Raw genomic sequence first — 24386 nt, 5'->3', positions numbered from 1 at the left:
ACGATGGCATTTATAGATTCCCACTGCCATTTAGATTTTGCTGAATTTGACGCTTGCCGTGAGCCGTTAATTGCGCAATGTCAGCAGCAGGGGGTCAATCAATTTATTGTGCCGGGGATCACCTTGGCACAATCTCACTCCCTTATTTCATTTCAGCAACAGTATCGTGCAATTCATATCGGCGTTGGTTTACATCCTTATTTTATGAGTGAATATGTTGCTGAACATTTAAATCAGTTGTCTGAGCTAGCTCATCGATATCGTTCGCAGCTTATTGCTATTGGTGAATGTGGAATAGATCGAAGTATTGCTAATATTGCCTTACAAATTGAGATTTTTGAACATCATATTGAGCTTGCCAACCAGCTTGAGCTGCCTTTAATTGTGCATCACCGGCAAAGTCATGATTTAATTGCTCAGTCGTTTAAACGTTGCCAACCTAAGTTTGGTGGAGTTATACATGCATTTTCAGGCTCGTTACAACAAGCACAGTATTATATAAAGCAAGGCTTTAAGTTAGGTGTGGGCGGGGTGATAACCTATCAACGTGCGCAAAAAACTCGTCAAGTGATTGCTCAACTAGATGCAGCGCATTTATTATTAGAGACAGACTCGCCATCCATGCCACTAGCGGGTTTTCAAGGGCAAATTAATACACCGCTACAATTACCCCTAGTCTTTGAGCAGCTATGCCAATTAAAGCAGCTGAATGGGCGTGATAAACAGCTATTTAAACAGCAGCTTTACGATTCGTGCTCGGCACTTTTTTGTATATAACGACTGACCTGCCAGCGTTTTAAACCACGGCCTAATTGCCAAGTAAAAATACAGGTAATAACTAACATCAGTAATACTTGCCTGCCTAAATCATGAAAGTGATTATGGCTTTGTGAAATGGCTGAGCGAGTTAAGTAAGTGATGGAAACAAAGCCAATCGGGCGATCATTAGCATTAATCACAGGTTCTACAAAAGGGGTTTTTAACTTACTGATCCCCGGTGTTGAGTGAGGAAGTTTGCCAAGTAAATGGTGTTGTTGCCAATTATCGCTACTGGCGATTAAAACGCCTTGCTGATCATAAATCGTGGCAGCAAGAACAAACTCATCTTTACTAATATTATTACAAAGCCTATTTAACGCGGGTTTGTTTTTTTCTTGTAATGGTGTTTGCGCATTAAGCGCCATTAAACGGGTTAAGCTTTTTGCTGTGCTGTCAGCATTGTCGTAAAGCAGTTGGTGACTCTGAAAGCTACTATTTACTGCAACCCAAGTTAATAATAAAAAACAGGCGGCAGCAAGACTTAAACGCACGAGTCGCTGCCTTAAAGATGCTGAAATTGGGTTTTTAATATGGTTATTTTTCATAGTCATTGCTTACGCTGCTGACAGCTTTTGATTTTGATGTTACAACTAAGCTAACTATAACCTTAAATCCCTACTGATGGCGAATTTAGCGCAAAATTAGTGGGGAGACATTAGTCTCATTTTGGAGTCATCATGACAATGGAACGCCTTGCGGCAATGACAACAGCGCAAATATCGTCGCAATTATTATTAGGCACATGGTATAAGTATAGTGAGGCTGAACTTGAAAAAGCAAACTTACCCGTAACCCCAAAAGGGACTTTTACAATTGCTTTTGGTATCGACTTTGACGGTGAACAAGTAGCAGCCGTGAGTGAATTTTTACACACTAACAACATTTTGGTGAGTGCCTTAAGCCGGTATCAGCCTGCTCCTGAGTTAACCCCTGCAATTTGTTTTTATAGTGATGACACGACCGAATCACTCAACCCATTAAGCTTAAATGAGTTTGCACATGCAAGAGGCTTTCAGTTAGTTCAATTACAGTCTCCGCCAAGTTTAGATAAGCCTGGTTTACTGGTTATGGATATGGACTCAACAGCCATAACCATTGAGTGTATTGATGAGATTGCCCGTTTAGCGGATGTGTATGATGAAGTGGCTGCGGTCACAGCGCAAGCGATGGCAGGCAAACTTGATTTTAGTGAAAGCTTACATCAACGAGTGGCTAAGCTTGAGGGAATAGAGCAAAGCTTAATCGAGCAATTGAAAAGTACTTTACCTTTAATGCCTGGTATTGAGCCATTATGCCAAGTACTTAAGCAGCATAACTGGTATTTAGCTATCGCATCTGGCGGCTTCGTGCCATTTGCTGAGCAAGTACAGAAATTACTTCATTTAGATGAAGTGCACGCTAATGTCCTTGAATTCAAAGATCAGAAACTGACTGGTAAAGTGCTTGGTACGATTGTTGATGCGAATCAAAAAGCGCAAGTGTTAGGGAGTTTAAGGGAAAAATTAAATTTACCTTTACAGCAAACTGTTGCAATCGGGGATGGGGCAAACGATTTAACCATGATGGCTAAAGCTGGCTTAGGTGTCGCTGTACACGGTAAGCCTAAGGTGGTTGAACAAGCACAGGCGGCAATATGTCAAGGCTCACTGCTACAATTACTTTATCTGCTTACGCTTCCTAAATAACCTGTACTGATTTTATAATGTCAGTACATTAGTGCATCTCTTAACCAGAGTTGATCAGTTTAAGTAGTTAATAGAAAACCTATAATAACTAAGTTAAGGTAATTATTGCCTTAACTTAACCTGTTTAACCAGGTTTTTTTACGCGCAGCCATTTGTTCAAGCAGCTCTGGTTTAAAATCAAGGTGGCTAAGCGTTTCTTCTGTTACATCTACCATATCACCTACACCCGCGACCGACCATAATGCTTCTTCTAAATCTTTGGCTTTGTGCATTGCATATTGGCTGACATATTTAAGTTCATTAGATAGGTAATCTGTATCAGGGCGTCCAGTTCGCGAAATATATAAACGCATTACAAACACCATTTCATTTCTGAGGCCTTTTTTCAAAAATAAATAATGCGGAGAAAAATCATCAACTGCAGTGCATTGGGTTGTCACCGCATCATCGATTGTTGCTTTTTTAGGGTTAAAGCGAATAAACAACGTAAATGGTAGTGGCGGGTCTTGTCGACTGCGGTCTTTGATCAATGGAGTAATCGTTTCGGTGATCTGTTGTGTCGATAAAAATGCCTCTAAGCTCGTTTTATCGTTTAAAAGTCCAAAGCTTTGTAAAATAAGATGGATTGCATTCGGGTATAAGCCTTGGCCAATGGCACCTGTGGCAAAGTGAGCAGCTTCTTTATGAAGGTAGAAAGGTAACTGACACACGGTTTTAGTAACCATATTTCGTAGTGCTGTGGACAGTCCAGGTACTTTCGGTGCTTCTTCTGACACTTTTAATTTATCTTTATTATTTTCAATTAACTGAGTAAAAAACTGCACCCCCATATGTGGCGTATCAGCAATCCGTGAAGCTTTTAAGTTAATAGTCGTAAGTGATTTACTCACAGCCATTACTTCATATTTTAGCTTGGACAGCTTATGTTTTTTGGTGATTTTTTGTAGCTCAGGTAAAGTTAATTCAACAATGTCACCAGTTTTTAAGTCAGTCGGTTTATCGCATTCAATTTGTAAACCCATAACAGAAAAGTCACGGCTATGCGCATTAATAACTTGCTCAGGGCTTACATTAACAACCACATCTGTTTTATATAAATAACGTTTATGGGCACGAAGGTTAACGTACTCTAAATCAACCATTTCAAGTTTGGGTGGTATTTTGTGCTTACCATGGCCAAACTTCCTAAGTTGGTTAATCAAACTTTTTTCATATTTAAAACTTTGGTAATGATTTTGTTCTGCTTTCGTTCCTACTGATGTTATTACAACTAAATATTTTACGTCCTTAATCATTCCCTGCACCCGAGGAGATGGCGGTTTATTAAGTTTTTCAATACCTTTGCCAGCGGTGTTTGGTAAACTTAATGGAATAAATGAATCTTCCGGGTGGCTTGGCATCAACTGTACTTTAAAACACTGCCAGCTGTCTTTTTGGCTACCAAAGCCAAAAAATAAATTGCTTAATTCAGGCTCTTTAGCTAGTTCGCTGCGGGTTGCAGAATAATAATACACTTTGCCTGCAACAACGTGAGTAAACGTATATAGGTACTCTTCTTTTACTTGGGAAGGACTGTTTAATAGCGCAGTTAATCGTTGTTGGTTTAAAATTGTGTATAAGCAAGATAACTTTCGCTCGTCACAAAAATACCGTTGAATAAAAATATTATTTTCAGTGGTTAATACTAGGCTTGGGTAAAGCTTATCATCATGTAAACTAAAAAAGGTATACAGAGAAGTGACTCGTGGAATGTAATACTGCTCATAACCTTTTGAAACAACAGCATCTAATGTATTGTCTAAGTTAACCTTGTAACGGCGTTTATTGCCATGAATAAAGCTTTCGAGAAATTCGTCAAATTTGACATTGTTCTCGACGAAAGTACGCTTTAAGCGAACATGATTAAATTCAGCGGATACTTTTTCAACGGCAACCACTTCATATTGAATACCATTTTTTAGACCAAGCTCAAAGTCTTGCTCAAGACCGACAAGCCTCAAACCGAGTAACTGCCCGCGGGCGACTTTATAGCGTGGTGCGAGCTTTATTTTTGCGCCACTCAGAGAAATATCTGATGTGGTCGCGGCTACTTTACTGCCCTCTTTTAGTTCGACGGTAATTTTAATCGAGTAGTTCATTCGCTCTTCGCGACGACTTTCGTAAGAGGCAAATTTTATGACTTGGCAATCAAGGGATTGTTGTTGTGATAACTCGGGTTGGTTTGCAAGCTGGGCCGCTTTTTTTTGCATAACCCTGTGGTTATTATCGGTATTCATGACCGCTTCATAGACCGCTAAGGTATAACCGCCATGGCGTTGGATTGCTTCTTCAAACACAGCAATGGCCGTCTCATCCATAAAATGCTGTTTACCATTATACTCGTAAGGTTTTACTTGGCCTGTGACTTGCCCTCGTAAATCAATAAACCGAGCGATGGGTTGAGACAGACGCGACATTTCCATCTTAAGTAAAAACTGCTCAGGTTTAGTTAAGCCTGCTGTTTTTGCCTTAAAGATCCCATCAAATTTGGCGTTACCTAAATACGATTTTAACTCTTCCACGAGATCTTCGTATTTAAGAAGTATGTCTTCACTCATCTATAAAACCATCACCGTCTATTTTAAAAGTAGGTATACTTACACCAGTATTAGATAATACATTATTTTATACACTGTGCGTATTACGCATAAATAAGTATACGAGGCGTTACTCGATAGCTACTTTTAGCTTTTATTATTATAAGTTGCCAAATAAATGGCTCATTACTTTAAACCATATCTAAAGTGAAAATAAAGCAAAAAGTGTGCCTTGTAACAAAATCTAATAGCGATAGTTAGATTGTGGCGCTGCTTTAGTTAGTTAGCAAGGCAGTGTTGCATTATAAAAGCGTAAACTGGCAGAATAACAGTGTAAATCTGTGAAAAATTAAATTATGAGAATATAGGTAAGGTTATAAATGGCGAAAGCGGCAAAAGTAGAGTTTGTTTGTACCGAATGTGGTATGAACTATCAACGTTGGCAAGGGCAATGCCGCTGCGGCGCATGGAATACATTGGCCGAATTTAAGCCTTCAGCTGGGCAAAACAAAAAAAGTGCAGCCCGAGCAAGTGTTGCCGGTTATGCCGGTGCTATGAGCGGTGGTTCAAAAAAAATTAATGATGTTGCTACCACTGAAGCTGAAAAACAACTTACCGAAATTGGTGAGTTAGACCGGGTTTTAAGCGGTGGTGTAACCACAGGTTCGGTCAATATTATTTCCGGCGACCCTGGAGCTGGTAAAACCACATTACTTTCAGATTTAGTGGCAAGAATGTCTAAGCGTATGCCTTCGCTTTATTGTACAGCTGAAGAGTCTTTATCGCAGTTTAAAAACCGCGTGAATCGTTTAAAGCTCGACTACAACGCAGATGAACTGTATTTATTATCTGAAACCAGTGTTGAAGCCATTATTGAAGAGCTTGAAAGCAATAAAATAAAGTTTGCTGTCATTGATTCGATTCAAGCTGTTGTAACTGATACAGCCAATGGTAGCCCTGGATCCCCGTCACAAGTTAAAAGTGCGGCACAAGCACTGACCCAATATTGTAAGCAAAATGACGTTACTATGTTCATCATTGCCCATGTAAACAAAAATAATGAAATTGCAGGGCCGCAAACTCTAGTGCACATAGTCGATGCACTGCTACATATTGATACTAATGATGGTCAAGTACGCACATTGAGAGCTAATAAAAACCGTTTCGGTGATATAGACACTGTGGGCATATTTAGAATGTGTGAACGAGGGATGCTCAGTGTTGATAACCCCAGTGAAATATTTTTATCGGGATCAAGCACTGAGTCCCCCGGTTCCGCTATCACCTGTATTCGTAAAGGGAATCGAAATTTATTACTTGAAATTCAATGCCTAACCACCGAAACCGAAGCTGAATTTCCACAGCGAGTCTGCGTTGGCTTAAATATGAATCGTATTAAAATGTTGACTGGTATTTTACGAAAGCACACTAAAACTAAAATTTTCCACGATACTTTTTTTAATATTGTTGGAGGCCTCAGGATCGATGAAACCGAAACCTGTATTGATTTAGCATTAGTCACCGCATTGCTCAGTAGTCTCAATGAATTTGTCGTGCCACGCACTACCTGTATCATGGGAGAATTGAGTTTAAACGGCGATGTACGTCCAATCGACAGTGGTGTACCGCGGGTGAAAGAAGCTGCACAGCACGGCTTTACAGAGATATTTATTCCGTTTCGTAATTACCATAAATCCATGGAAGGTTTAGGCGCTAAAATCACTCCGGTTAAAACGGTACATGAGCTGTTAAGTTTAATTAATTAGCCGCTAATAAATAGGGCACATTGGTGCCCCGAATCAACGCAAGCCCTTACTAAAGGGATTGTTGAGTGATAGGCTTAGGTAAATTTTTAGTATGAAGCCGTTAAAGACGTTACACATAACAACGGCGATAAAGAATAGAATAAGGAAATAAAATGAAAAAACTGGCTATTATTGCAGGCGTTGTGATTGTTGCTATCGGTGGTGTTAGTTACGCCAATCACGCCTTAACCCAAGAAGTCAAAGTGGAAGTGGATCGCCAACTTGCGATGCTGAGCCAGCAAACAGGCTCAACAGTAAGTTATGACGATTTATCGGCTAGTGTATTTTCAAAAAGCGTTGAGCTTTCTAGTGTCAATATTACAGGTTTTGATAATAAAGAAATCGCCCGCATTAACAGTATTTTAGTGGCCGGTTATGACGCAGAAAAAATAGCCCCGCGAACTGAAGTCGCTGTTAATGGGTTTAAATTCAGTGATGATTTTATAGCTCAATTACCTGCTGACGCTAATAATCAGTTAGCAAGTGCACGTTATGACTTACACACCTTAATGAATTACGATGCTGATTCAGGCGACAGTGATATTGCTTTAAACATTGATGCCAATGACATTGTTGCCTTTAATTTTGATTTAGGTCTAGCCAAATCAACAGCGTTAATGGAAGCGTCATTAGCGGTTAGTCAATTACAGCAAGCAAGCGGTTCTCAACAGTTAACATTAGAGCAGCAGTTACAGCAACAAACCTTGATGATGCAAGCACTTGCTGAACTTGAGCCACGTACAATTAAAATAAACTTAAACAACCAAGGTGAGTTTAAAGCACTTGTTGAACAAGTACTTGAGAAGCAAGGTATGACCCTTGATCAGATGCAGCAAATGGTTGATGTACAATTACAGCAAGCCCCAGTGAGCGACGAGTTGGCAGCAGCAATTAAAAACTTCACTCAAGGTTTAGGCTCATTAACAGTATCGGCAAGCCTACCAGAGGGGCAAACCATGGACGAAATTAATCAACAGATTATCACCCTGATGGGTAAACCCAATGAGCTTGCTGAGTTTATAAACCTTAAAGCGAAAGGGGAATAGCTCGAAGAGCTATAAGTCGTAAGTCTTAAGCGGTAAGTTTAAGACAAAATACAGTTTTGAGTTATTTGAAAGCGCGAGTTAATCTCGCGCTTTTTTTGTTTGAGGGACTAGGATTTAGGCGCTAGGGGAAAAACAGGCACGAAATACTTTTGGGTCTAAAATCTGTATTACTCTAAAGCGCAGCGCCTCTTAATCTCTTTGTGAATAATTCACTAAAATTTTTTGCACAAAGAGAAAAGAATGAGAAGTAAATGAGGATAACTTGGAGACTAATTAGCATGCGTAAAACACGATACATTAAGAATTAGGCTGCTCCCCCTAAAATAAGCCAATCAAACACCCGCCAAAACATCAACATACGACAAACACAATACGCAGTATTTTCTTATTGCGCTCTCATTGTAGTATGGTTTTTAGGGACGTAGCGATTAAAGGTTTTAATTGAACAGAGTCTAAACAGCGCTTTGCAAAAAAGCATTTATCTCACTCAAAATAAAAGCCGTGCTTGACTTAACAAGCACGGCTTTTATTATTTCTGACCGCTGACCGCTGACCGCTGACCGCTGACCGCTGACCGCTGACCGCTGACCGCTGACCGCTGACCGCTGACCGCTGACCGCTGACCGCTGACCGCTGACCGCTGTTAGTGCAAAATACGCGCTCTGATAGTGCCTTCTACTGCACTGAGTTCTTTCAATGCCACTTCTGACTGATCGGTGTCTACGTCGATGACCACATAACCAATCGCTTCGTCTGTTTGCAAGTACTGTGCGGCGATATTAATACCGTGTTGGGCAAATGCTTGGTTAATTTGAGTTAGTACGCCAGGACGGTTGTGGTGTACGTGTAATAAACGGCTGCGATTAGCAAGTTCTGGTAATGATACTTCAGGGAAGTTAACCGCCGTAATAGTTGAGCCATTGTCTGAATATTTAGCCAGTTTACCCGCGACTTCTATACCAATGTTCTCTTGTGCTTCTTGCGTTGAGCCGCCGATGTGTGGTGTTAAAATCACATTATCGAACTCACGCAGTGGTGATATAAATTCGTCATCGTTTGATTTTGGCTCCACTGGGAACACATCAATTGCTGCGCCGCTGAGTTTTTTATCGCGAAGCGCTTCAGCAAGGGCGTCTATATCAACCACCGTGCCGCGAGAGGCGTTGATCAAAATAGCGCCTTGTTTCATTACTGAGATTTCAGCACTACCGATTAGGTTTTTAGTTTGCGGTGTTTCAGGTACATGTAAACTAATTACATCGGCGCGTTGCAACAGCTGAGTTAAATTGTGTACTTGTGTTGCATTACCTAAGGTTAGCTTGTCTTCAATATCGTAAAACTCAACGTTCATACCGATGTTTTCAGCCATGATACTAAGTTGCGTACCAATGTGACCGTAACCGATAATACCTAGGGTTTTACCACGAGCTTCAAATGAACCGTTGGCTGTTTTTAACCAGCCACCGCGATGAGCGATAGCATTACGCTCAGGGATACCACGAAATAACAGTAAAATCTCGCCAAGTACCAGCTCTGCCACTGAACGAGTATTAGAAAACGGTGCGTTAAACACTGCAATACCGCGTTGGCGTGCTGCCTCTAAATTAACTTGGTTGGTACCGATACAAAAGCAACCAATTGCCACTAGCTTTTCAGCGGCTTCAAGTACTGCTTCAGTAATATGAGTACGAGAACGAAGGCCTACAAAGTGCACGTCTTTAATGCGCTCTAGTAGTTCGTCCTCAGGTAACGACGTTTTAACGTAATCAATGTTGCTGTATCCATTACGCTTTAGTGTTTCAACCGCACTTTGGTGCACACCTTCAAGCAAGAGAATTTTAATTTTGTCTTTTGCTAACGATACCTTACTCATAATCCTCATTCCTATTTTATTTGCGGCCCATTTTTGGTGCCTATGATGACTTTATCTGCGCCACGCTCGGCAAATAAGCCGTTGGTGACTACACCGACAATTTGGTTAATTGTCTGCTCTAATTGTTTGGCGTCAGTAATAGCTAAATTATGAACGTCTAAAATGACGTTGCCATTATCAGTAACAACCCCTTGACGGTAAACTGGGTCGCCGCCAAGTTTTAATAATTCACGCGCTACATAGCTACGTGCCATTGGGATAACTTCAACGGGAAGTGGAAAATCACCCAAGGTATCAACAAGTTTTGTGTCATCAACAATGCACACAAACTGTTTTGCAACCGCTGCAACTATTTTCTCACGTGTGAGTGCTGCGCCGCCGCCTTTAATCATTTCATTATTGGCGTTAATTTCATCAGCGCCATCTACGTAGACGTCTAAATTGGCTACGTCATTTAACTCAAATACTTCAATACCCAGTGCTTTAAGCTTTTCGGTTGATGCATCGGAGCTTGAAACCGCACCTGTTATGGTGTCTTTTATTGAACCTAAAGCATCAATAAAGTGGTTAACGGTAGAGCCCGTGCCAACGCCAACAATGGTATTTTCTTCTACAAATTCTAGGGCAGCCCAAGCTGCTGCTTTTTTAAGTTCATCTTGTGTCATGGTATTTGCTCAATAGGTGGAGTTACTTACCTTTAGTATACAAATTTATTGCTTACCAATGGTAGATTTTCTGTGGTGTGATGATGAAATTTAATGGCACATCCCACGATTCAACAGGTAAACTTTCAACGTGTTGGCATTGATGTGCAAGGCCTATAAGTTGAGGTTTTTGCCAGTTTTCGTTGTGATAGCGCGCCAAGGTTTTATCATAAAAACCACCTCCCATACCTAATCGATTACCTAAACTATCAAATGCCACTAATGGCATTAATAAGTAATCTAACTCCTGTAATGGGCATATCTGACTACAATTTAACTTGGGCTCCAAGATACCATAGCGATTTGGTCTCATGGGTGAATTTTCTTCATAGCGTTGAAAGTATAAAGTAGTGCCGTTAAATGGGTGAATTACAGGCAGGTATAGAGTGTGATTTTTTGACCATAGTTCTTTTATTAACAATGAGGTATCGAGTTCTGCGTCATTGCTAAAATAAACCCCTATATGATGGGTTTTAGTGCTTTTTTCTTGTTTTAGGTGTTGAGTAAAATTCATTTTTAGCAGTTTTGCTGCTTCTTTTTGCTCAATTTTTGACAAAGAATTACGTCGTCTTCGAATTTCTTGGCGTATTTGTGCTCTTTTATTGTTCATTGTGAATCGTTAATTTTGTTGTTATGCGTCTAAAAAAGAGAATAAATCAGGAAAAGCGAATGATAACCCCAGTACGACAAGTAATATTACAACCATGGCAATGAGAGAATAAAGTAACGTATTGCTGCGTTTTTTTATGCTTGTATCTAGCTCTTCATCAAGCAGTAAATCATCGTTTTGCCACGCGTCTTCATCGGTTGCTGAAACTTGCTCAGTGCTTGCTGGTAATCGTTGCTCTAGGTCGTCTAGCTTTTCTTCAATTCGAATTAAGCTACTGGTGATGTAATCAAGGGCATTAAAAATATGTTCATCACGCTGTTGTGAAGCTGTATCAGCTAGGCTAGCGGGTTGGTCAATTTTGACTGGTTGTAATTTTGTTTTTATACCAACACTTGCCAATAATTTTGCTTGTTTTAGGGCTTTGTCTTTTGCACATGGAGCAAATAATGGCTTGTTTTGAAAAAATGCAGTCACTTTGCTATGAGGTGCTTTTATCTTTGCTGCAAGCTTTGTTTGGGCATCGTCTGCTTGGGTATCTTGTGCTAGTCCTGCGAACATTACGCGATAGTTTTCTGACATCTTTGTTTTCCAAAAATGTTAAATCAATGAATTGAGTATATACCCAAACCACCTCAAGATACGAGTTTCAGTTGGAATTAAAAGCGCTTTAGGCAAGGCATTGATTGCAAGTAATAGTGGTTCTATTGTTTAAATCAATAACGCAGTATAAATCGCTTTTAAACCAACCCCTTGGGCGTTTCACAGGAGCTTACTCTCGGTGTTGTTACTTTTTAAAAGGGATTGCCATTCTTGCAAAGTAACGCCTTGATATTAAGCCCCTGTGAAACGCTGAATTCTGCATATTGAGGTAGTTTGGGTATAAAAAGAACAGCCCGTGTAAACGGGCTGAGTAAATATAGTCTAAATATCAGCAATTAATACTTCGCTGCTTCACCTTCTTTTGGTAATGAGTTCTCAATAAACTCACGTAAATCATTGTTTGAGCTTTCTAAGTCTGCGTGACGAAGATACATCATATGACCACTTCTATAGCCTTTAAAGCTTAAACGGTCGCGCATTTTACCGCTTGGGTCTAATTGCCACATTGTATATTTAGCATCAAAGTAATTAGTTGCACCGTCATAATAGCCTGCTTGTACGAGTACGTTTAAGTATGGGTTTTGTGCCATGGCTAAACGTAAGTTTTCACCCGTTTTGTTTTTACTGCGATCCCAAGGGTGCACGTTGCCAAATAAATTATATTTCACATCGGTTTTATAATTTAATTCATTACGTAAGTAATGGTTAATTGCTGGGGTAAATGAGTGTAGCCATGAGGTAAGCTCTGCCCAATAATCTGGTGATTCACCGGCATCACGTTTGTCCATACCTAAATAACGAGAGTCTAAACGGCCTAATGTTTGGCCGCGCTCACGTAATAACTCTTTCCAGAAAAAATTAGTTGGAATGTCTAAGTTATTTTGCGCAACAAACTTTTCAGACACGCCAGCGTAAAGTGCCATTTGCTTTATGATAGCGCGTTTTTCTTCATCGCCAATAAAGCCGCCTTTAGCAATTGCTGGGATCAGCTTATTTATAGTAAAGTCTTCAACTTCAGGAAGTAGCTCGTCTAAATCTTTTGCTTGTAGAGCAGGGCTTAGAGCTTTGTGATACCAAGCCGTAGCAGCAAAATAAGGTAAGCGGTTTGCAGCTTTTACTGGGCCATCACGTTTAATGCCTATATCTGTAGGAGATACCAAAACAACACCGTTAATATACATCCATTGGCGATTTTGTAGTTCATGGGCAAGGCCTGAAACACGGGTCGTGCCGTAACTTTCACCAATTAAAAACTTAGGTGAGCGCCAGCGCTCAGTGCGGTTTACAAAGGTATTTAACCACTCGGCTAAATATTTAATATCGGCATTTACACCAAAAAACATTTTTTGCTGTGCGTCTTTACTTGGTAATTCACCCTTTTCGTTTTCTAAAACGCGTGAATAACCGGTATTTACTGGGTTTACATAAACAATGTCTGCTACATCAAGTACTGAATATGGGTTATCTTTTACGCCATAAGGCTGAATCGGGTAGCCTTCGTCATCAATTTTTAATACCCGTGGGCCAGTATATGCTAAGTGCATCCAAACAGATGCCGAGCCGGGCCCGCCGTTAAAAGAAATAAGTAAAGGGCGTTTAGTTCTGTCATCAACCTTGTCACGTTCATAATAGGTGTACTGTAATGTTGCTACGGCATCGCCTTTATCATCCCATACAGGTTGGGTGCCCGTAGTGGCTGTATATGAAAAACGTTCGCCGTTAATGCGTGCTTTATGCTCAGTGACAACTGTGCTATCAACATCTATACGGCGCTGATTTTCAGCGGCAAAGCTCGCATGCGGCACCGTTACAGTTAGCGCTGCGAGTGAAATACTAATGATACTTACAAGTTTCATGAGGGATCCTTTTTATAATCTTTTAGCCATTAAAGATAATTTTTAGACAAATAACAAAGTTATTGAGACTAGAGCCCAATATTAGTCGGTAAGAGGCATAAGTTAATCTTAGTCAAAATAAAATAAGTTATTCTTTTTGATTAAATTAACGTTAATAGATTTTGATTAGGCTAACAATAAAGTATATTTGGTGGGTTACGTTAATTTACCCGCATTTTGTTATTACGTTAGCTGATTTTAGTTTTGCGCTAGTACATGGATGGTCTTAGGCAAGCAACTCCATCTAAGTTATTGAGAAGGTTATGCAAAGAGTTTTATTCGTCGAAGATAGTAAAGTTGTTCAACAAGTTCTGCGCCATTTATCAGCTCATTATTTAAATGTCGCTGTTGATTTTGCATGGTCATTAGCTCAGGCGAAAGAGTTCGTTGCTAAGCATGAATACAGCTTGGCATTAGTAGATTTAACACTACCCGATGCACCCAATGGGGAAGTCGTAAAATATACCTTAGAACAAAATGTACCCACCGTGGTTTTAACCTCTAAAATTGATGAATATAAACGTCAGCAAATGCTAGAGCTTGGGGTGGTTGATTATGTTATTAAAGATAACCGAGACTCTTATCATTATGCCGTTAAGTTGGTTGCGCAATTACTTCGTAACCAAGGGTGTAAAGCACTGATTGCTGATGACTCTATGTTGAGCCGCTCGTTGATGAAACAAATGCTTGAAAAGCAGCTATTCGACGTGCAAGACGCCTACGATGGTGAGCAAGCATTAAAAATGCTCAAAGCCGACCCTGAAATAAAATTATTAATGACAGATTATGCCATGCCGACGATGGATGGCTTTGAGCTTGTTAAGGCCGTGCGTAACTTTAGGGGGCGCGATGATTTAGCGATCATTGGCTTATCAGGAGCGGGCAAGCATGGTTTATCAGCACGATTTATAAAATATGGGGCAAACGATTTTTTAACCAAGCCGTTTATGAACGAAGAGTTTCACTGTCGTGTTTTGCAAACCATGGAGCAGCTATCCTTGATAGCGGATATCAAAGAAAGTGCTTACAGGGATGATTTAACCGGTTTGTATAATCGTCGCTATTTTTATCAGTTTGCAGAAAAACTGTTAAAAGAAACTGCTCGCAAAAATTGCTTAGCATTATTAGATATTGATTTCTTTAAAATGATCAACGACAAATTCGGCCATGAAGCGGGTGATCAGGCACTTAAACAAGTTGCCTCTTTACTGCGCAGTTCATTTAAAGACTTTACAGTTTCCCGTGTCGGGGGCGAAGAATTCGCCATTGTTTTAACTGATGTAAATATCGAGCAAGCTTACTCATTGATGGATGCCTTTAGAGCCCGTATCTCCGATTACGACTTTGTCATTAATGGGCAGTCATTCACAATAACGGTCAGTGTTGGTCTGACTAACTTCCAAAATGTGACCCTTACCAACGCTATGCGCATTGCTGATAAAGCGCTTTATCAAGCAAAAGAACAAAATAGAGATTGTGTGATTAAACAAAACTAATAATTGCACCAGCGCAGTAAGAATGTAAAAAAAACGCACCTAAATGGTGCGTTTTTTATTTCTTAATTTTAACTTTTAGTTTTAAGTTGTTGTTTATAAATATTTTTAAATAGTGGCACAAAGGTTGGATTATCTAAGGAAACAGGATAACAATAAGCGTCCGAAGGGGGCCACTATGAAAATGATTAGTGCAATAATAAAGCCATTCAAACTAGATGATGTGCGTGAAGCACTGGCTGATTTAGGCATTGAGGGGATGACAGTTGTTGACGTCAAAGGTTTTGGCCGTCAGCGTGGACATACGGAACTATACCGTGGTGCAGAATACCAAGTCGATTTTATTCCAAAGATAAAAATCGAAATTGCTACTCGTACTGAGAATTGTGAGCGTGTCGTTGAGACCATCACTAAGATTGCTTCAACAGGCAAAATTGGTGACGGTAAGATATTCGTTTACGACTTAGATCAAATTGTTCGTATTCGTACGGGCGAATTAGATGAAGAAGCAATTTAAGGGGCCACATTATGGAAAACACAATTGTAGAACTGAAGTTTTCGTTAGATACATTTTATTTTTTAATCTCAGGTATTTTAGTAATGTGGATGGCAGCGGGTTTTGCCATGCTTGAAGCGGGTTTAGTTCGCTCAAAAAATACCACTGAAATTTTGACTAAAAACGTTGCGCTATATGCAATCGCATGTACGATGTTTTTACTCGTTGGCTACAACATTATGTATGTAGACAATGCCGAAGGCGGTTTAGTGCCATCACTCGGTGCTTTGATTGGTACGCAAGCTGCTGATGCCGATCACTCGTTAGAGTCTGACTTTTTCTTCCAAGTAGTGTTTGTTGCAACGGCTATGTCGATTGTATCAGGTGCTGTTGCTGAACGAATGAAACTATGGGCATTCCTTGCTTTTGCTGTTGTACTAACTGGCTTTATCTACCCAATTGAAGGTTATTGGACATGGGGTGGCGGTTTCTTATCTGAAATGGGCTTTGTTGATTTTGCGGGCTCTGCCATTGTACATGGAACGGGCGCAGCTGCAGCACTTGCTGGTGTATTAATGCTAGGTGCTCGTAAAGGTAAATACGGTAAAAATGGTGAAATCTACCCAATTCCAGGTTCTAACTTACCACTTGCAACTCTAGGTACATTTATCCTATGGATGGGTTGGTTTGGTTTTAACGGTGGTTCACAGTTATTAATTTCTGATGCTGAAAATGCAACGGCTGTAGGCCAAATCTTACTGAATACTAACGCTGCCGCTGCAACGGGTGCAATAGCTGCACTGTTTGTATGTAAAGTGTTATGGGGTAAAGCAGATTTAACTATGGTATTAAATGGCGCGCTGGCTGGTTTAGTTGTTATCACTGCTGATCCACTATCTCCGTCTCCGTTAATGGCGTGTTTACTGGGTATTCTAGGTGGTTCGCTGGTTGTATTTAGCATTGTAGCGCTAGATAAAATGAAAATTGATGACCCAGTTGGCGCAATCTCAGTGCATGGCGTATGTGGCATGTTAGGTATTATCTTAGTACCAGTATCAAATGCTGATGCAAGTTTTGTTAATCAAATTATCGGCTTAGTATGTATCCTTGGTTTTGTATTTATCGCATCATTAATTGTATGGGTAATTCTACAAAAGACTATTGGTATTCGTGTAACAGAAGAAGAAGAACTAAACGGTATGGACCAGCACGATTGTGGTGTTGATGCTTACCCTGAGTTTGTTTCTGTACGCAGCAACTAATAAGCTAATAGTGTAAAATTCATTGTGTGTTCAAAGCAAAGCCCTAATGTAGATTAGGGCTTTTTTTATATTTAATTTATTTATTAAATTCAGAATGTTCAGCTGGAAAAGCGTTATTTAATGACTATTCTTTAGTAGACATTAATTACCATTAAAAGGCCCATCATGGATAACAAGCTTGTTCTGATTATATTATCGTTATTTTTACCGCCAGTAGCTGTGTTTTTAAAAGCGGGAGTAGGTAAAGATTTAATTATCAATATTGTGTTGTGTTTTATCTTTTTTATTCCTGCAGTGATCCACGCACTTTGGTTATGCACACGCTAGTCACATAATTGGTGGCGTTTCAGTTACTGTTAACTTTACAGGTGTTAGTGTATCCTAAGCTCGCACCTGTAAATTAACCTCTGGATAGTAATAACAACGTCAATGGCTGATAAAAAAGAACCTCGCTCATCTAAAACCACGACAAAGCGCCCGGCTAAAAAAGCCGCAACTAAAACGGCTACAACTGCAAAAAAAACAGCTAGAAAAAAAAGCCCTCAAAGTGCTAAAAAGCGTAGTTTTGGTCGAAAGCTTTTTTCAATTTTTTTAAAATTAAGCTTGGCAGCTGTTGTTGCTATGGGGCTTTATTTAATTTACCTTGATGCCAAAATCACCCGCCAATTTGAAGGTAATAAGTGGCAGTTACCGGCTCAAGTTTACGCACGGGCAATGAGTTTTTATCCCGGACAGTTTTTATCAAGCCAAGAAGTATTGTGGGAGCTCGAGCGGTTAAATTACTCCTCAGTAAATAAGCTTTCTCGTACCGGCCAGTATATTAAAGCTGGCGATAGTATTAAGGTTTTCCGCCGTGAGTTTGAGTTTTTTGATGGTTTAGAAAGCGCCCAAGTTATTGAGCTACGCTTTGCAGGGCAAAAGCTGGCAACGATTAAAGATAAGTTTGGTCGGCGCTTAAACAGCGCGCGGCTAGAGCCAGTACAAATTGCTCGCATTGGTAATGATTCAAAACAAGATCGTGAGTTTGTACCGCTGGATAAATTTCCACAAATGTTAAAAGACACTTTGCTGGTGGTCGAAGATCAAAAGTTTTACGAACATCATGGGGTGTCTGTTTGGTCTATCATGCGCGCTTTATACAGCAATATTAAAGCAGGCCGTACTGTTCAAGGTGGCAGTACCTTGACCCAGCAGCTTGCTAAAAATATATATTTAACCCGTGACCGAACCTTAATTCGTAAGTTTAATGAAGCACTTATCGCATTGATTTTGGATTACCGTTACTCTAAAGATCAAATTTTAGAAGCCTACTTAAATGAAGTTTACCTTGGTCAATCCTATAACCAAGGTGTGCATGGCATGGGCTTAGCCTCTGAGTTTTATTTCTCAAAACCAGTTGATGAACTTGAGTTTGATCAAATCGCGTTACTAGTGGCCATGGTAAAAGGGCCATCATATTATAACCCGCGTAGATACAGCGAGCGAACGATGGAGCGTCGCGATTTAGTTTTACGGCTTATGGTTGATAATAAGCTCATTGACACGCGTGAATACCGTGCCGCACTAAAACGCCCAATTGATGTGGCGCCAATGAAAGATAGCTTGCCTAAATCTTATCCAGGTTACTTAGAGCTAGTGGACCGTGAATTGAAACGTCTGCTTCCAGATCAAGATGTGTTGGATGCCGGTGTGAGAGTTTTTACCTATTTTGATTTACAAAAACAAGCGGCGATGGAAGACGCCATCACGAAAAGTCTACCCTACCTTGAAAGGCGTGCGACAACGGAGCAGCTAGAAGCAGCCATGGTGTCTGTTAATGTTGATAAAGGCGGCGTGACAGCCTTAGTTGCAGGGCGAGATCCTAGGTTCTTAGGCTTTAACCGCGTACTTGATACCAAGCGCAATATCGGTTCATTAGTAAAGCCTGCGGTATATTTAACGGCGCTGGAGTCAGCAAATTATAATTTAGCGACTTTATTAGATGATTCACCCGTTCAAGTAACTAACGAGCAGGGGAAAGTATGGCAACCAGAAAACTTTGATCACCAATATCGTGGCATGATGCCGCTGTATAAAGCGTTTAGTAACAGTATTAATATTCCAGCGGTCAATTTAGGATTAGATATTGGTGTGGATAAAGTGGCATCGACATTAACAAAGCTCGGTGCCAAGGGACGTATTGAGCAATATCCATCACTGTTATTAGGCGCTGTTGAAATGTCGAGTCTTGAGGTAGCGCAACTTTATACAACATTGGCAGCCGATGGTGAATATAGGGAACTAACATCAATTTCAGCGCTTACTGATTCAGTGGGTAAAGTGCTTTATCAACATCAAGTTAAATCAGAACCTCGATTTGATAAAGCCGCCGCTTATATGACTAAATATGCCATGAAGCGAGTGACTAAAGATGGTACAGCGAAGCGTTTAAATGCGCATTTCCCATCTATTCAGTTAGCAGGCAAAACAGGCACTAGTAATGACCTACGTGATAGTTGGTTCGCTGGGTTTGATCAAAGTACAGTAACCGTAGCTTGGCTTGGCCGCGATGATAATAAAAGCATGGGACTAACAGGCAGTGTTGGTGCGTTAGAGGCTTATATACGTTACTTAAAACCTTTAAACCCTGAATCAATAGCTGATACTCGTCCGCCCACAATTCGTTGGGCATTTGTTAATGAGCAAACAGGGATGCAAGCACCACCTGGGTGTGGCAAGGTAATCCAATTGCCACTGCGCGCAACAGAGTTTGAACCTAGGCCAAGTTGTCAGCGCTAAAATAATTTAAGACTTAACTTTTACTGTTAAGTCTTAAATTTATTCATTAAACAAAAAAAGCCCTAACGGCTTTTTTCGACAGAGCGTTAAACAATGCACTAAAGCTTAGCAAATGCTCGTTCAGCGGCTGCAATGGTATCGGCAATTTCTTGCTCTGAGTGCTCGGAGCAAACAAAGCCAGCTTCAAATGCCGAAGGTGCTAAGTAGACACCTTCTTCAAGCATTAAGTGGAAGAACTTTTTAAAACGTTCTAAGTCACACTGTGTTGCTTGTTGGTAAGTGGTTACTTTCTCTTGCTCAGTGAAGAAAAAGCCATACATACCACCGGCGTAGTTAGTTGTCAGCGGTATACCTGCTTTTTTCGCTGCCGCTTCAAAGCCTTTGCAAAGTGCTTTACTTTTTGCTTCAAGCGCATCATGAAGACCATCAACCTCAAGTAGCTCAAGCGCTTTTAAGCCCGCGGCCATCGCAATAGGGTTACCAGAAAGCGTGCCTGCTTGATATACAGGGCCTACAGGTGCAATGTAATCCATGATTTCATTTTTACCACCAAACGCGCCGACTGGCATGCCACCGCCAATCACTTTGCCTAAACAGGTTAAGTCTGGCTTGATGTTGTAATACGCTTGTGCGCAACCAAGAGCTACACGAAAACCAGTCATTACTTCATCAAAAATAAGCACTGATTTGTATTCATCACAGATTGCTCGTAAGCCTTCTAAAAAGCCTGCAACCGGAGGAATACAGTTCATGTTGCCTGCGACTGGCTCAACAATAATACACGCGATTTCATCGGCGTATTTTGCAAAAATAGCTTTCACTTCGTCTAGGTTATTAAACGAAACTGTTAATGTATGTTTTGCGAAATCTTCAGGGATACCAGGGGAATTAGGTACGCCCATAGTCAGTGCGCCAGATCCCGCTTTAACTAATAAAGAGTCGGCGTGGCCATGGTAGCAACCTTCGAATTTAAGGATTTTGTCACGGCCAGTATAACCACGCGCTAAGCGAATGGCGCTCATGGTGGCTTCTGTGCCTGAGCTAACCATGCGTACTTTTTCAATTGATGGCACAAGCTGTTTTACTTTTTCAGCCATGAAAATTTCAGTTTCGGTAGGGGCACCATAGCTTAAACCATTTTCAACAGCCTCAAGTACTGCTTGCTTAATGGCTGGGTGGTTATGACCCATGATCATCGGCCCCCATGAACCAACGTAGTCAATATAGCGATTGCCATCAGCATCAAAGGTAAATGGACCTTGTGCTTTAGTGATAAAAAGTGGTGTGCCACCCACGCCGTTAAAAGCGCGAACGGGTGAATTTACGCCACCTGGAATTGAAGCTTGGGCGCGGGCAAATAAATCTTGGCTAATTGTCATGAATATTCCTATTGAGTTTCATGGTTATACTGAAGTCGTTGCTTAGTCGTTGCGTTTACGGCTAAACCACGGTACCTCAACTTCATAGTTCTCTACTTTGTCTGCAACATCTAACGTTAATGCAAATAACGCCATACGAATTAACACGCCATTTTGTACCTGACGAAAAATGGCTAGGTTGTCATTACTATTAAGGTCATTATCTAACTCATTCGCTTCTAAGCGGCTATCACGTGGTAACGGGTGCATGAGCACTGAGTTAGGTTTACAGTGAGCGTTATAAATTGACTGACTGATGCGGAAACCTCCGCGGTATTTATTGGCTTCTTCTTGTGACGGGAAGCGTTCTTCTTGAATACGAGTCTGGTAGACAATGTCGGCAGCTAAGTTGCCTTCCATTTTATCGACAATTTCGATTTTATGACCGGCATTATCAACTGCGTCTAAAATATAGCTCGGCATTTGTAAACCATCAGGAGCGACCATTGAAAATTTCACATCTTTATAATGGCACAGTAATTTAGACAGTGAATGAACAGTACGGCCGTATTTTAAATCACCCACTAAGGCGATGTGCATGCCATCAATGCCTTGTTTAAAGCGGTTAAGCTCACGTTCGATAGTTAATAAATCAAGTAGTGCTTGAGTTGGGTGTTCGTTCGGGCCGTCACCGCCGTTAATAACAGGCACTGAGCAACCGGTCGCAAATTCTGCCACTGAGCCTGCATCAGGGTGACGCATTGCTACAGCATCAGCATAAGCTGAAATTACACGAGCAGTATCGTAAAGCGACTCACCCTTTGCTAAAGCCGAGCTTTGCATACCGGTTGTTTCACGTACTAACCCGCCTAATAAATTAAAGGCTGTACCAAAACTAACTCGGGTACGGGTACTTGGTTCAAAGAATAGGTTTGCTAAGATTGCGCCTTCTAACACATTGGTTCGCTTTTGCTTTTTAGCGTAAGGTTCCATTTTTTTGGCTACTGAAAAAATACGTTCAATACAGTCTCGGTTGAGCTGATTAACAGAAAGAATATTTTCACCTTCGAAACTTAACATTGGGGTTATTCCTATTACATTGAAAAGGGGCGCGATCAACCATTCATCATGGGCACGCAATCGCGCGGTATTATAGCAAATTTTACAAGCTTGGTTTAGTTATGGCTAAAAACACGATAGCAAGTAGCACTAATACAGGGAGTTCATTGAAAATACGATAAAAGCGATCACTGCGCTTATTACGGTCATGTTTAAAATCAGCTAATAACTTAAAGCAATATGCATGATAAAGGTACAAAATAATCACTAAAACCAGTTTATAGTGTAGCCACATGCTGTACTTAAACCATTCTCGCCCGTATTCCACAATCATCAAAATGCCAAAAACCGCTGTTAATAGAGCAAACGGAGTAACAAACAGGAGTAACCGGCGTTCCATTATTTTTAGCATTGAGCTGCATGATTTCTCTTCGTTCATGGCATGATAGACAAACAGCCGAGGTAAATAAAAAATGCCAGCAAACCAGGCTATCATAAAAAATACATGCAGGGCTTTATAGACAAGTAAGGCACTCATAATCTTCTCTTTAGTTATTACAGTAAGCTATTACGTATTGTAAGGATGTGGCGGATCTGATCCCAGCGCATAATTCCCATAATTTGTTGGTTATCGAGTAAGTTGTAAATATACACTGCGCCTGTGCGTTTATCTTTTAATATATCAAACGCATCAGCAAGCGTGGCTTGGCTGCTGATCCCTTGCAGGCTGATATAGTTTATAGCGATGTTTTGATCTGACATTAAACTCAAATCATACTCAGCTAAACGGTAGCCATTTTCTTCATCATACACAATCAGTGGCGTTTGGCTGTTTACTGCATCAAGACTGGCTTTTATTTGTTCTTTATCATCAGAGTAAAGTAGCTTAAAGTTCTCATCCATTTCATCCATCACCCCAACCTTTTGTAAGGCTTCAGTGGCGGGGGATACATGGTAGTTAAGCCCTTGAAAATCTAATTGTTGTAAGAAAATAGAACGATTACCAAAAAATTGTAGTGCAGTGACATAAGCCGTCGAAATTACTAACATTGCCGGCACGATTATTTCTGGGCTAGATGTTAGCTCCATAACGGTTGTAAGGGCTGCAAGCGGTGCGTGTAGTGTCGCGGCAAGTAACCCTGCCATGCCCAAGACACTGTAAGTACCTGATATATCCATACCCGGGCTAATAAACTGAGCAAAAAATGCCATTAATGTGCCCATCAAAACGCCTAACCCAATAACTGGCCCTATAATACCACCGGGAATGCCCAAGCCGATAGCAAATAAAGTGGCAAACAACTTAGCAATTAAAATCGTGGTGAGCAGCTGTACATCATCTGGAGATTCAACAGCAATGGTGATTGCACTCATGCCTGAGCCCATAGAATGGGGAACCATATAGGCAATTAAGCCTGCAATTAATCCCGCTAGAAGCAGACGTGGAAACATGCTTAGGGGTTTAAATGTGCGAATAATTAGCATTAGATTTTGATTAAAAGCAAATGCGACTGCGCCTAACGCCATACCGAATAAAATTAGAAACGGATAATGCCAGCCACTCAATGCCGTGACGGTGATTAGCTCAAGCTCAGAGGCGTCACCAAAAACAAATTGAGTCGCCAAGGCGCCAGTTGTAGCTGCAAGCATTATTGGTACAAAAATATGAACTTTATATTCACGCAATACCACTTCCATAACAAATATTACTGCGGCTAAGGGGGTATTAAAAGATGCAGCAATACCTGCTGCAACACCACATCCACTGAGTGTTCGCATTGCATTGTGAGGTAAGTGAAGCTTATCAGCTAATAGGCTTGCTCCCGTTGCCCCCATATGAACAGAAGGGCCTTCTCTACCCACTGAAAAGCCACTTATTAAAGCCAGTGCGCCACCGACAAATTGGTTTACCGTATTATAAAGCGGCATTTGACCGTAGTAATGTTTGATTCGGTGAATTACAAAAGGAATACCTAGGCGGTAGTGTTTAAAACCTGTGAATGCGGCAAATAATGCTATCAAAAAAGCGGCGCCAACCGGCATTAGTAAACGTTCTAGGGGGGGCAGAGTGCTAAAGTCATCAGGCGTTTCGAGAAATAATCCCTGAAAAAATAAAATGGTTAAGCGAAATAGAATGATTAAAAACGCGGCAATTAACCCTGCGCTTACGCCTAGTAAGCACAATTGCACCGATGTTTTTGGCTTTGCCAAGCGACGCCGAAGCGTTTCAAGCCACATACATTCTTCCTCGCCATTTATTTAGCGAGAGTTTATCAAAAGTGTAGGATTAAGTCGTTGGGATTTTTAAAAATGTTTTAATATTCTAA

20 protein-coding genes are annotated in these 24386 nt (G+C 40.7%); 9 read left to right on the top strand and 11 right to left on the bottom strand.

Annotated elements, in window-relative coordinates; translation table 11 throughout:
• Positions 1 to 3: 3 nt before the first annotated feature.
• Positions 4 to 777 carry a TatD family hydrolase gene (locus NQT69_RS08855; RefSeq protein ID WP_256827295.1) on the top strand — a complete coding sequence of 258 codons (774 nt, stop codon included), beginning with the start codon at positions 4 to 6 and terminating at the stop codon, positions 775 to 777.
• Here the strand turns inward: NQT69_RS08855 and NQT69_RS08850 are convergent.
• Positions 744 to 1364: an AhpA/YtjB family protein gene (locus NQT69_RS08850; RefSeq protein WP_256827294.1), complete on the bottom strand. Its 621-nt coding sequence runs from the start codon at positions 1362 to 1364 to the stop codon at positions 744 to 746. The genes NQT69_RS08855 and NQT69_RS08850 overlap by 34 nt on opposite strands.
• Before the next feature lie 132 nt (positions 1365 to 1496).
• On the opposite strand from NQT69_RS08850, the gene serB reads away from it, so the two are divergent.
• Positions 1497 to 2504 carry a phosphoserine phosphatase SerB gene (gene serB, locus NQT69_RS08845; protein WP_256827293.1) on the top strand — a complete coding sequence of 336 codons (1008 nt, stop codon included), beginning with the start codon at positions 1497 to 1499 and terminating at the stop codon, positions 2502 to 2504.
• 110 nt (positions 2505 to 2614) lie between these two features.
• Here serB and NQT69_RS08840 read toward each other — a convergent pair whose 3' ends face one another.
• A complete protein-coding gene (locus NQT69_RS08840) occupies positions 2615 to 5101 on the bottom strand; it encodes a PilZ domain-containing protein (RefSeq protein WP_256827292.1) in 2487 nt (828 codons plus the stop codon).
• A 359-nt stretch (positions 5102 to 5460) separates the two neighbouring features.
• On the opposite strand from NQT69_RS08840, the gene radA reads away from it, so the two are divergent.
• Both radA and NQT69_RS08830 read left to right on the top strand, forming a co-directional pair.
• Complete coding sequence (gene radA / locus NQT69_RS08835; RefSeq protein WP_256827291.1) at positions 5461 to 6846, top strand: DNA repair protein RadA; 1386 nt, start codon at positions 5461 to 5463, stop codon at positions 6844 to 6846.
• Between the two features lie 152 nt (positions 6847 to 6998).
• Positions 6999 to 7931, top strand: coding sequence for a hypothetical protein (locus NQT69_RS08830; protein WP_256827290.1), 933 nt, complete (start codon positions 6999 to 7001; stop codon positions 7929 to 7931).
• A gap of 643 nt (positions 7932 to 8574) precedes the next feature.
• On the opposite strand, the gene serA is transcribed toward NQT69_RS08830, so the two are convergent.
• The 5 genes from serA to NQT69_RS08805 all read right to left on the bottom strand — a co-directional run bounded on the left by serA (position 8575) and on the right by NQT69_RS08805 (position 13574).
• Entirely contained in the window at positions 8575 to 9804 is a 1230-nt protein-coding gene (serA, locus tag NQT69_RS08825) for a phosphoglycerate dehydrogenase (RefSeq protein ID WP_256827289.1), read from the bottom strand.
• An 11-nt stretch (positions 9805 to 9815) separates the two neighbouring features.
• A complete protein-coding gene (rpiA, locus tag NQT69_RS08820; protein ID WP_256827288.1) occupies positions 9816 to 10469 on the bottom strand; it encodes a ribose-5-phosphate isomerase RpiA in 654 nt (217 codons plus the stop codon).
• A gap of 52 nt (positions 10470 to 10521) precedes the next feature.
• A complete protein-coding gene (locus NQT69_RS08815) occupies positions 10522 to 11118 on the bottom strand; it encodes a 5-formyltetrahydrofolate cyclo-ligase (RefSeq protein WP_256827287.1) in 597 nt (198 codons plus the stop codon).
• A gap of 21 nt (positions 11119 to 11139) precedes the next feature.
• The gene (locus NQT69_RS08810; protein ID WP_256827286.1) at positions 11140 to 11697 is read right to left on the bottom strand and encodes a hypothetical protein; all 558 of its coding nucleotides are present in this window, start codon (positions 11695 to 11697) and stop codon (positions 11140 to 11142) included.
• Positions 11698 to 12053: 356 nt separating this feature from the next.
• Entirely contained in the window at positions 12054 to 13574 is a 1521-nt protein-coding gene (locus NQT69_RS08805) for a S10 family peptidase (RefSeq protein ID WP_256827285.1), read from the bottom strand.
• Positions 13575 to 13876: 302 nt separating this feature from the next.
• On the opposite strand from NQT69_RS08805, the gene NQT69_RS08800 reads away from it, so the two are divergent.
• The 5 genes from NQT69_RS08800 (at position 13877) to mrcB (ending at position 19642) form a co-directional block, all read left to right on the top strand.
• Entirely contained in the window at positions 13877 to 15109 is a 1233-nt protein-coding gene (locus tag NQT69_RS08800) for a GGDEF domain-containing response regulator (protein ID WP_256827284.1), read from the top strand.
• A gap of 175 nt (positions 15110 to 15284) precedes the next feature.
• Complete coding sequence (locus NQT69_RS08795; protein ID WP_256827283.1) at positions 15285 to 15623, top strand: P-II family nitrogen regulator; 339 nt, start codon at positions 15285 to 15287, stop codon at positions 15621 to 15623.
• 11 nt (positions 15624 to 15634) lie between these two features.
• On the top strand, positions 15635 to 16864 hold the full coding sequence (locus NQT69_RS08790) for an ammonium transporter (RefSeq protein ID WP_256827282.1): 1230 nt from the start codon (positions 15635 to 15637) through the stop codon (positions 16862 to 16864).
• A gap of 165 nt (positions 16865 to 17029) precedes the next feature.
• Positions 17030 to 17191: a YqaE/Pmp3 family membrane protein gene (locus tag NQT69_RS08785; RefSeq protein WP_256827281.1), complete on the top strand. Its 162-nt coding sequence runs from the start codon at positions 17030 to 17032 to the stop codon at positions 17189 to 17191.
• A gap of 102 nt (positions 17192 to 17293) precedes the next feature.
• Positions 17294 to 19642 (top strand): penicillin-binding protein 1B, encoded by a 2349-nt coding sequence (gene mrcB, locus NQT69_RS08780; protein WP_256827280.1) that lies wholly within the window; start codon positions 17294 to 17296, stop codon positions 19640 to 19642.
• A gap of 98 nt (positions 19643 to 19740) precedes the next feature.
• Here the strand turns inward: mrcB and hemL are convergent, their stop codons facing one another.
• The 4 genes from hemL to NQT69_RS08760 all read right to left on the bottom strand — a co-directional run bounded on the left by hemL (position 19741) and on the right by NQT69_RS08760 (position 24297).
• Positions 19741 to 21021, bottom strand: coding sequence for a glutamate-1-semialdehyde 2,1-aminomutase (gene hemL / locus NQT69_RS08775; RefSeq protein ID WP_256827279.1), 1281 nt, complete (start codon positions 21019 to 21021; stop codon positions 19741 to 19743).
• A gap of 42 nt (positions 21022 to 21063) precedes the next feature.
• Complete coding sequence (locus tag NQT69_RS08770) at positions 21064 to 22080, bottom strand: aspartate carbamoyltransferase (RefSeq protein ID WP_256827278.1); 1017 nt, start codon at positions 22078 to 22080, stop codon at positions 21064 to 21066.
• An 82-nt stretch (positions 22081 to 22162) separates the two neighbouring features.
• Positions 22163 to 22597 carry a CopD family protein gene (locus tag NQT69_RS08765; protein ID WP_256827277.1) on the bottom strand — a complete coding sequence of 145 codons (435 nt, stop codon included), beginning with the start codon at positions 22595 to 22597 and terminating at the stop codon, positions 22163 to 22165.
• 17 nt (positions 22598 to 22614) lie between these two features.
• A complete protein-coding gene (locus NQT69_RS08760; RefSeq protein ID WP_256827276.1) occupies positions 22615 to 24297 on the bottom strand; it encodes a chloride channel protein in 1683 nt (560 codons plus the stop codon).
• Between the last annotated feature and the right edge of the window lie 89 nt (positions 24298 to 24386).

The organism is Pseudoalteromonas shioyasakiensis, from assembly GCF_024518675.1.
GTDB classification, from domain to species: Bacteria; Pseudomonadota; Gammaproteobacteria; order Enterobacterales; family Alteromonadaceae; genus Pseudoalteromonas; species Pseudoalteromonas shioyasakiensis_B.
The sequence above is the reverse complement of the archived record's forward strand: the minus strand, read 5'-3'. Positions and strand labels throughout refer to the sequence as shown.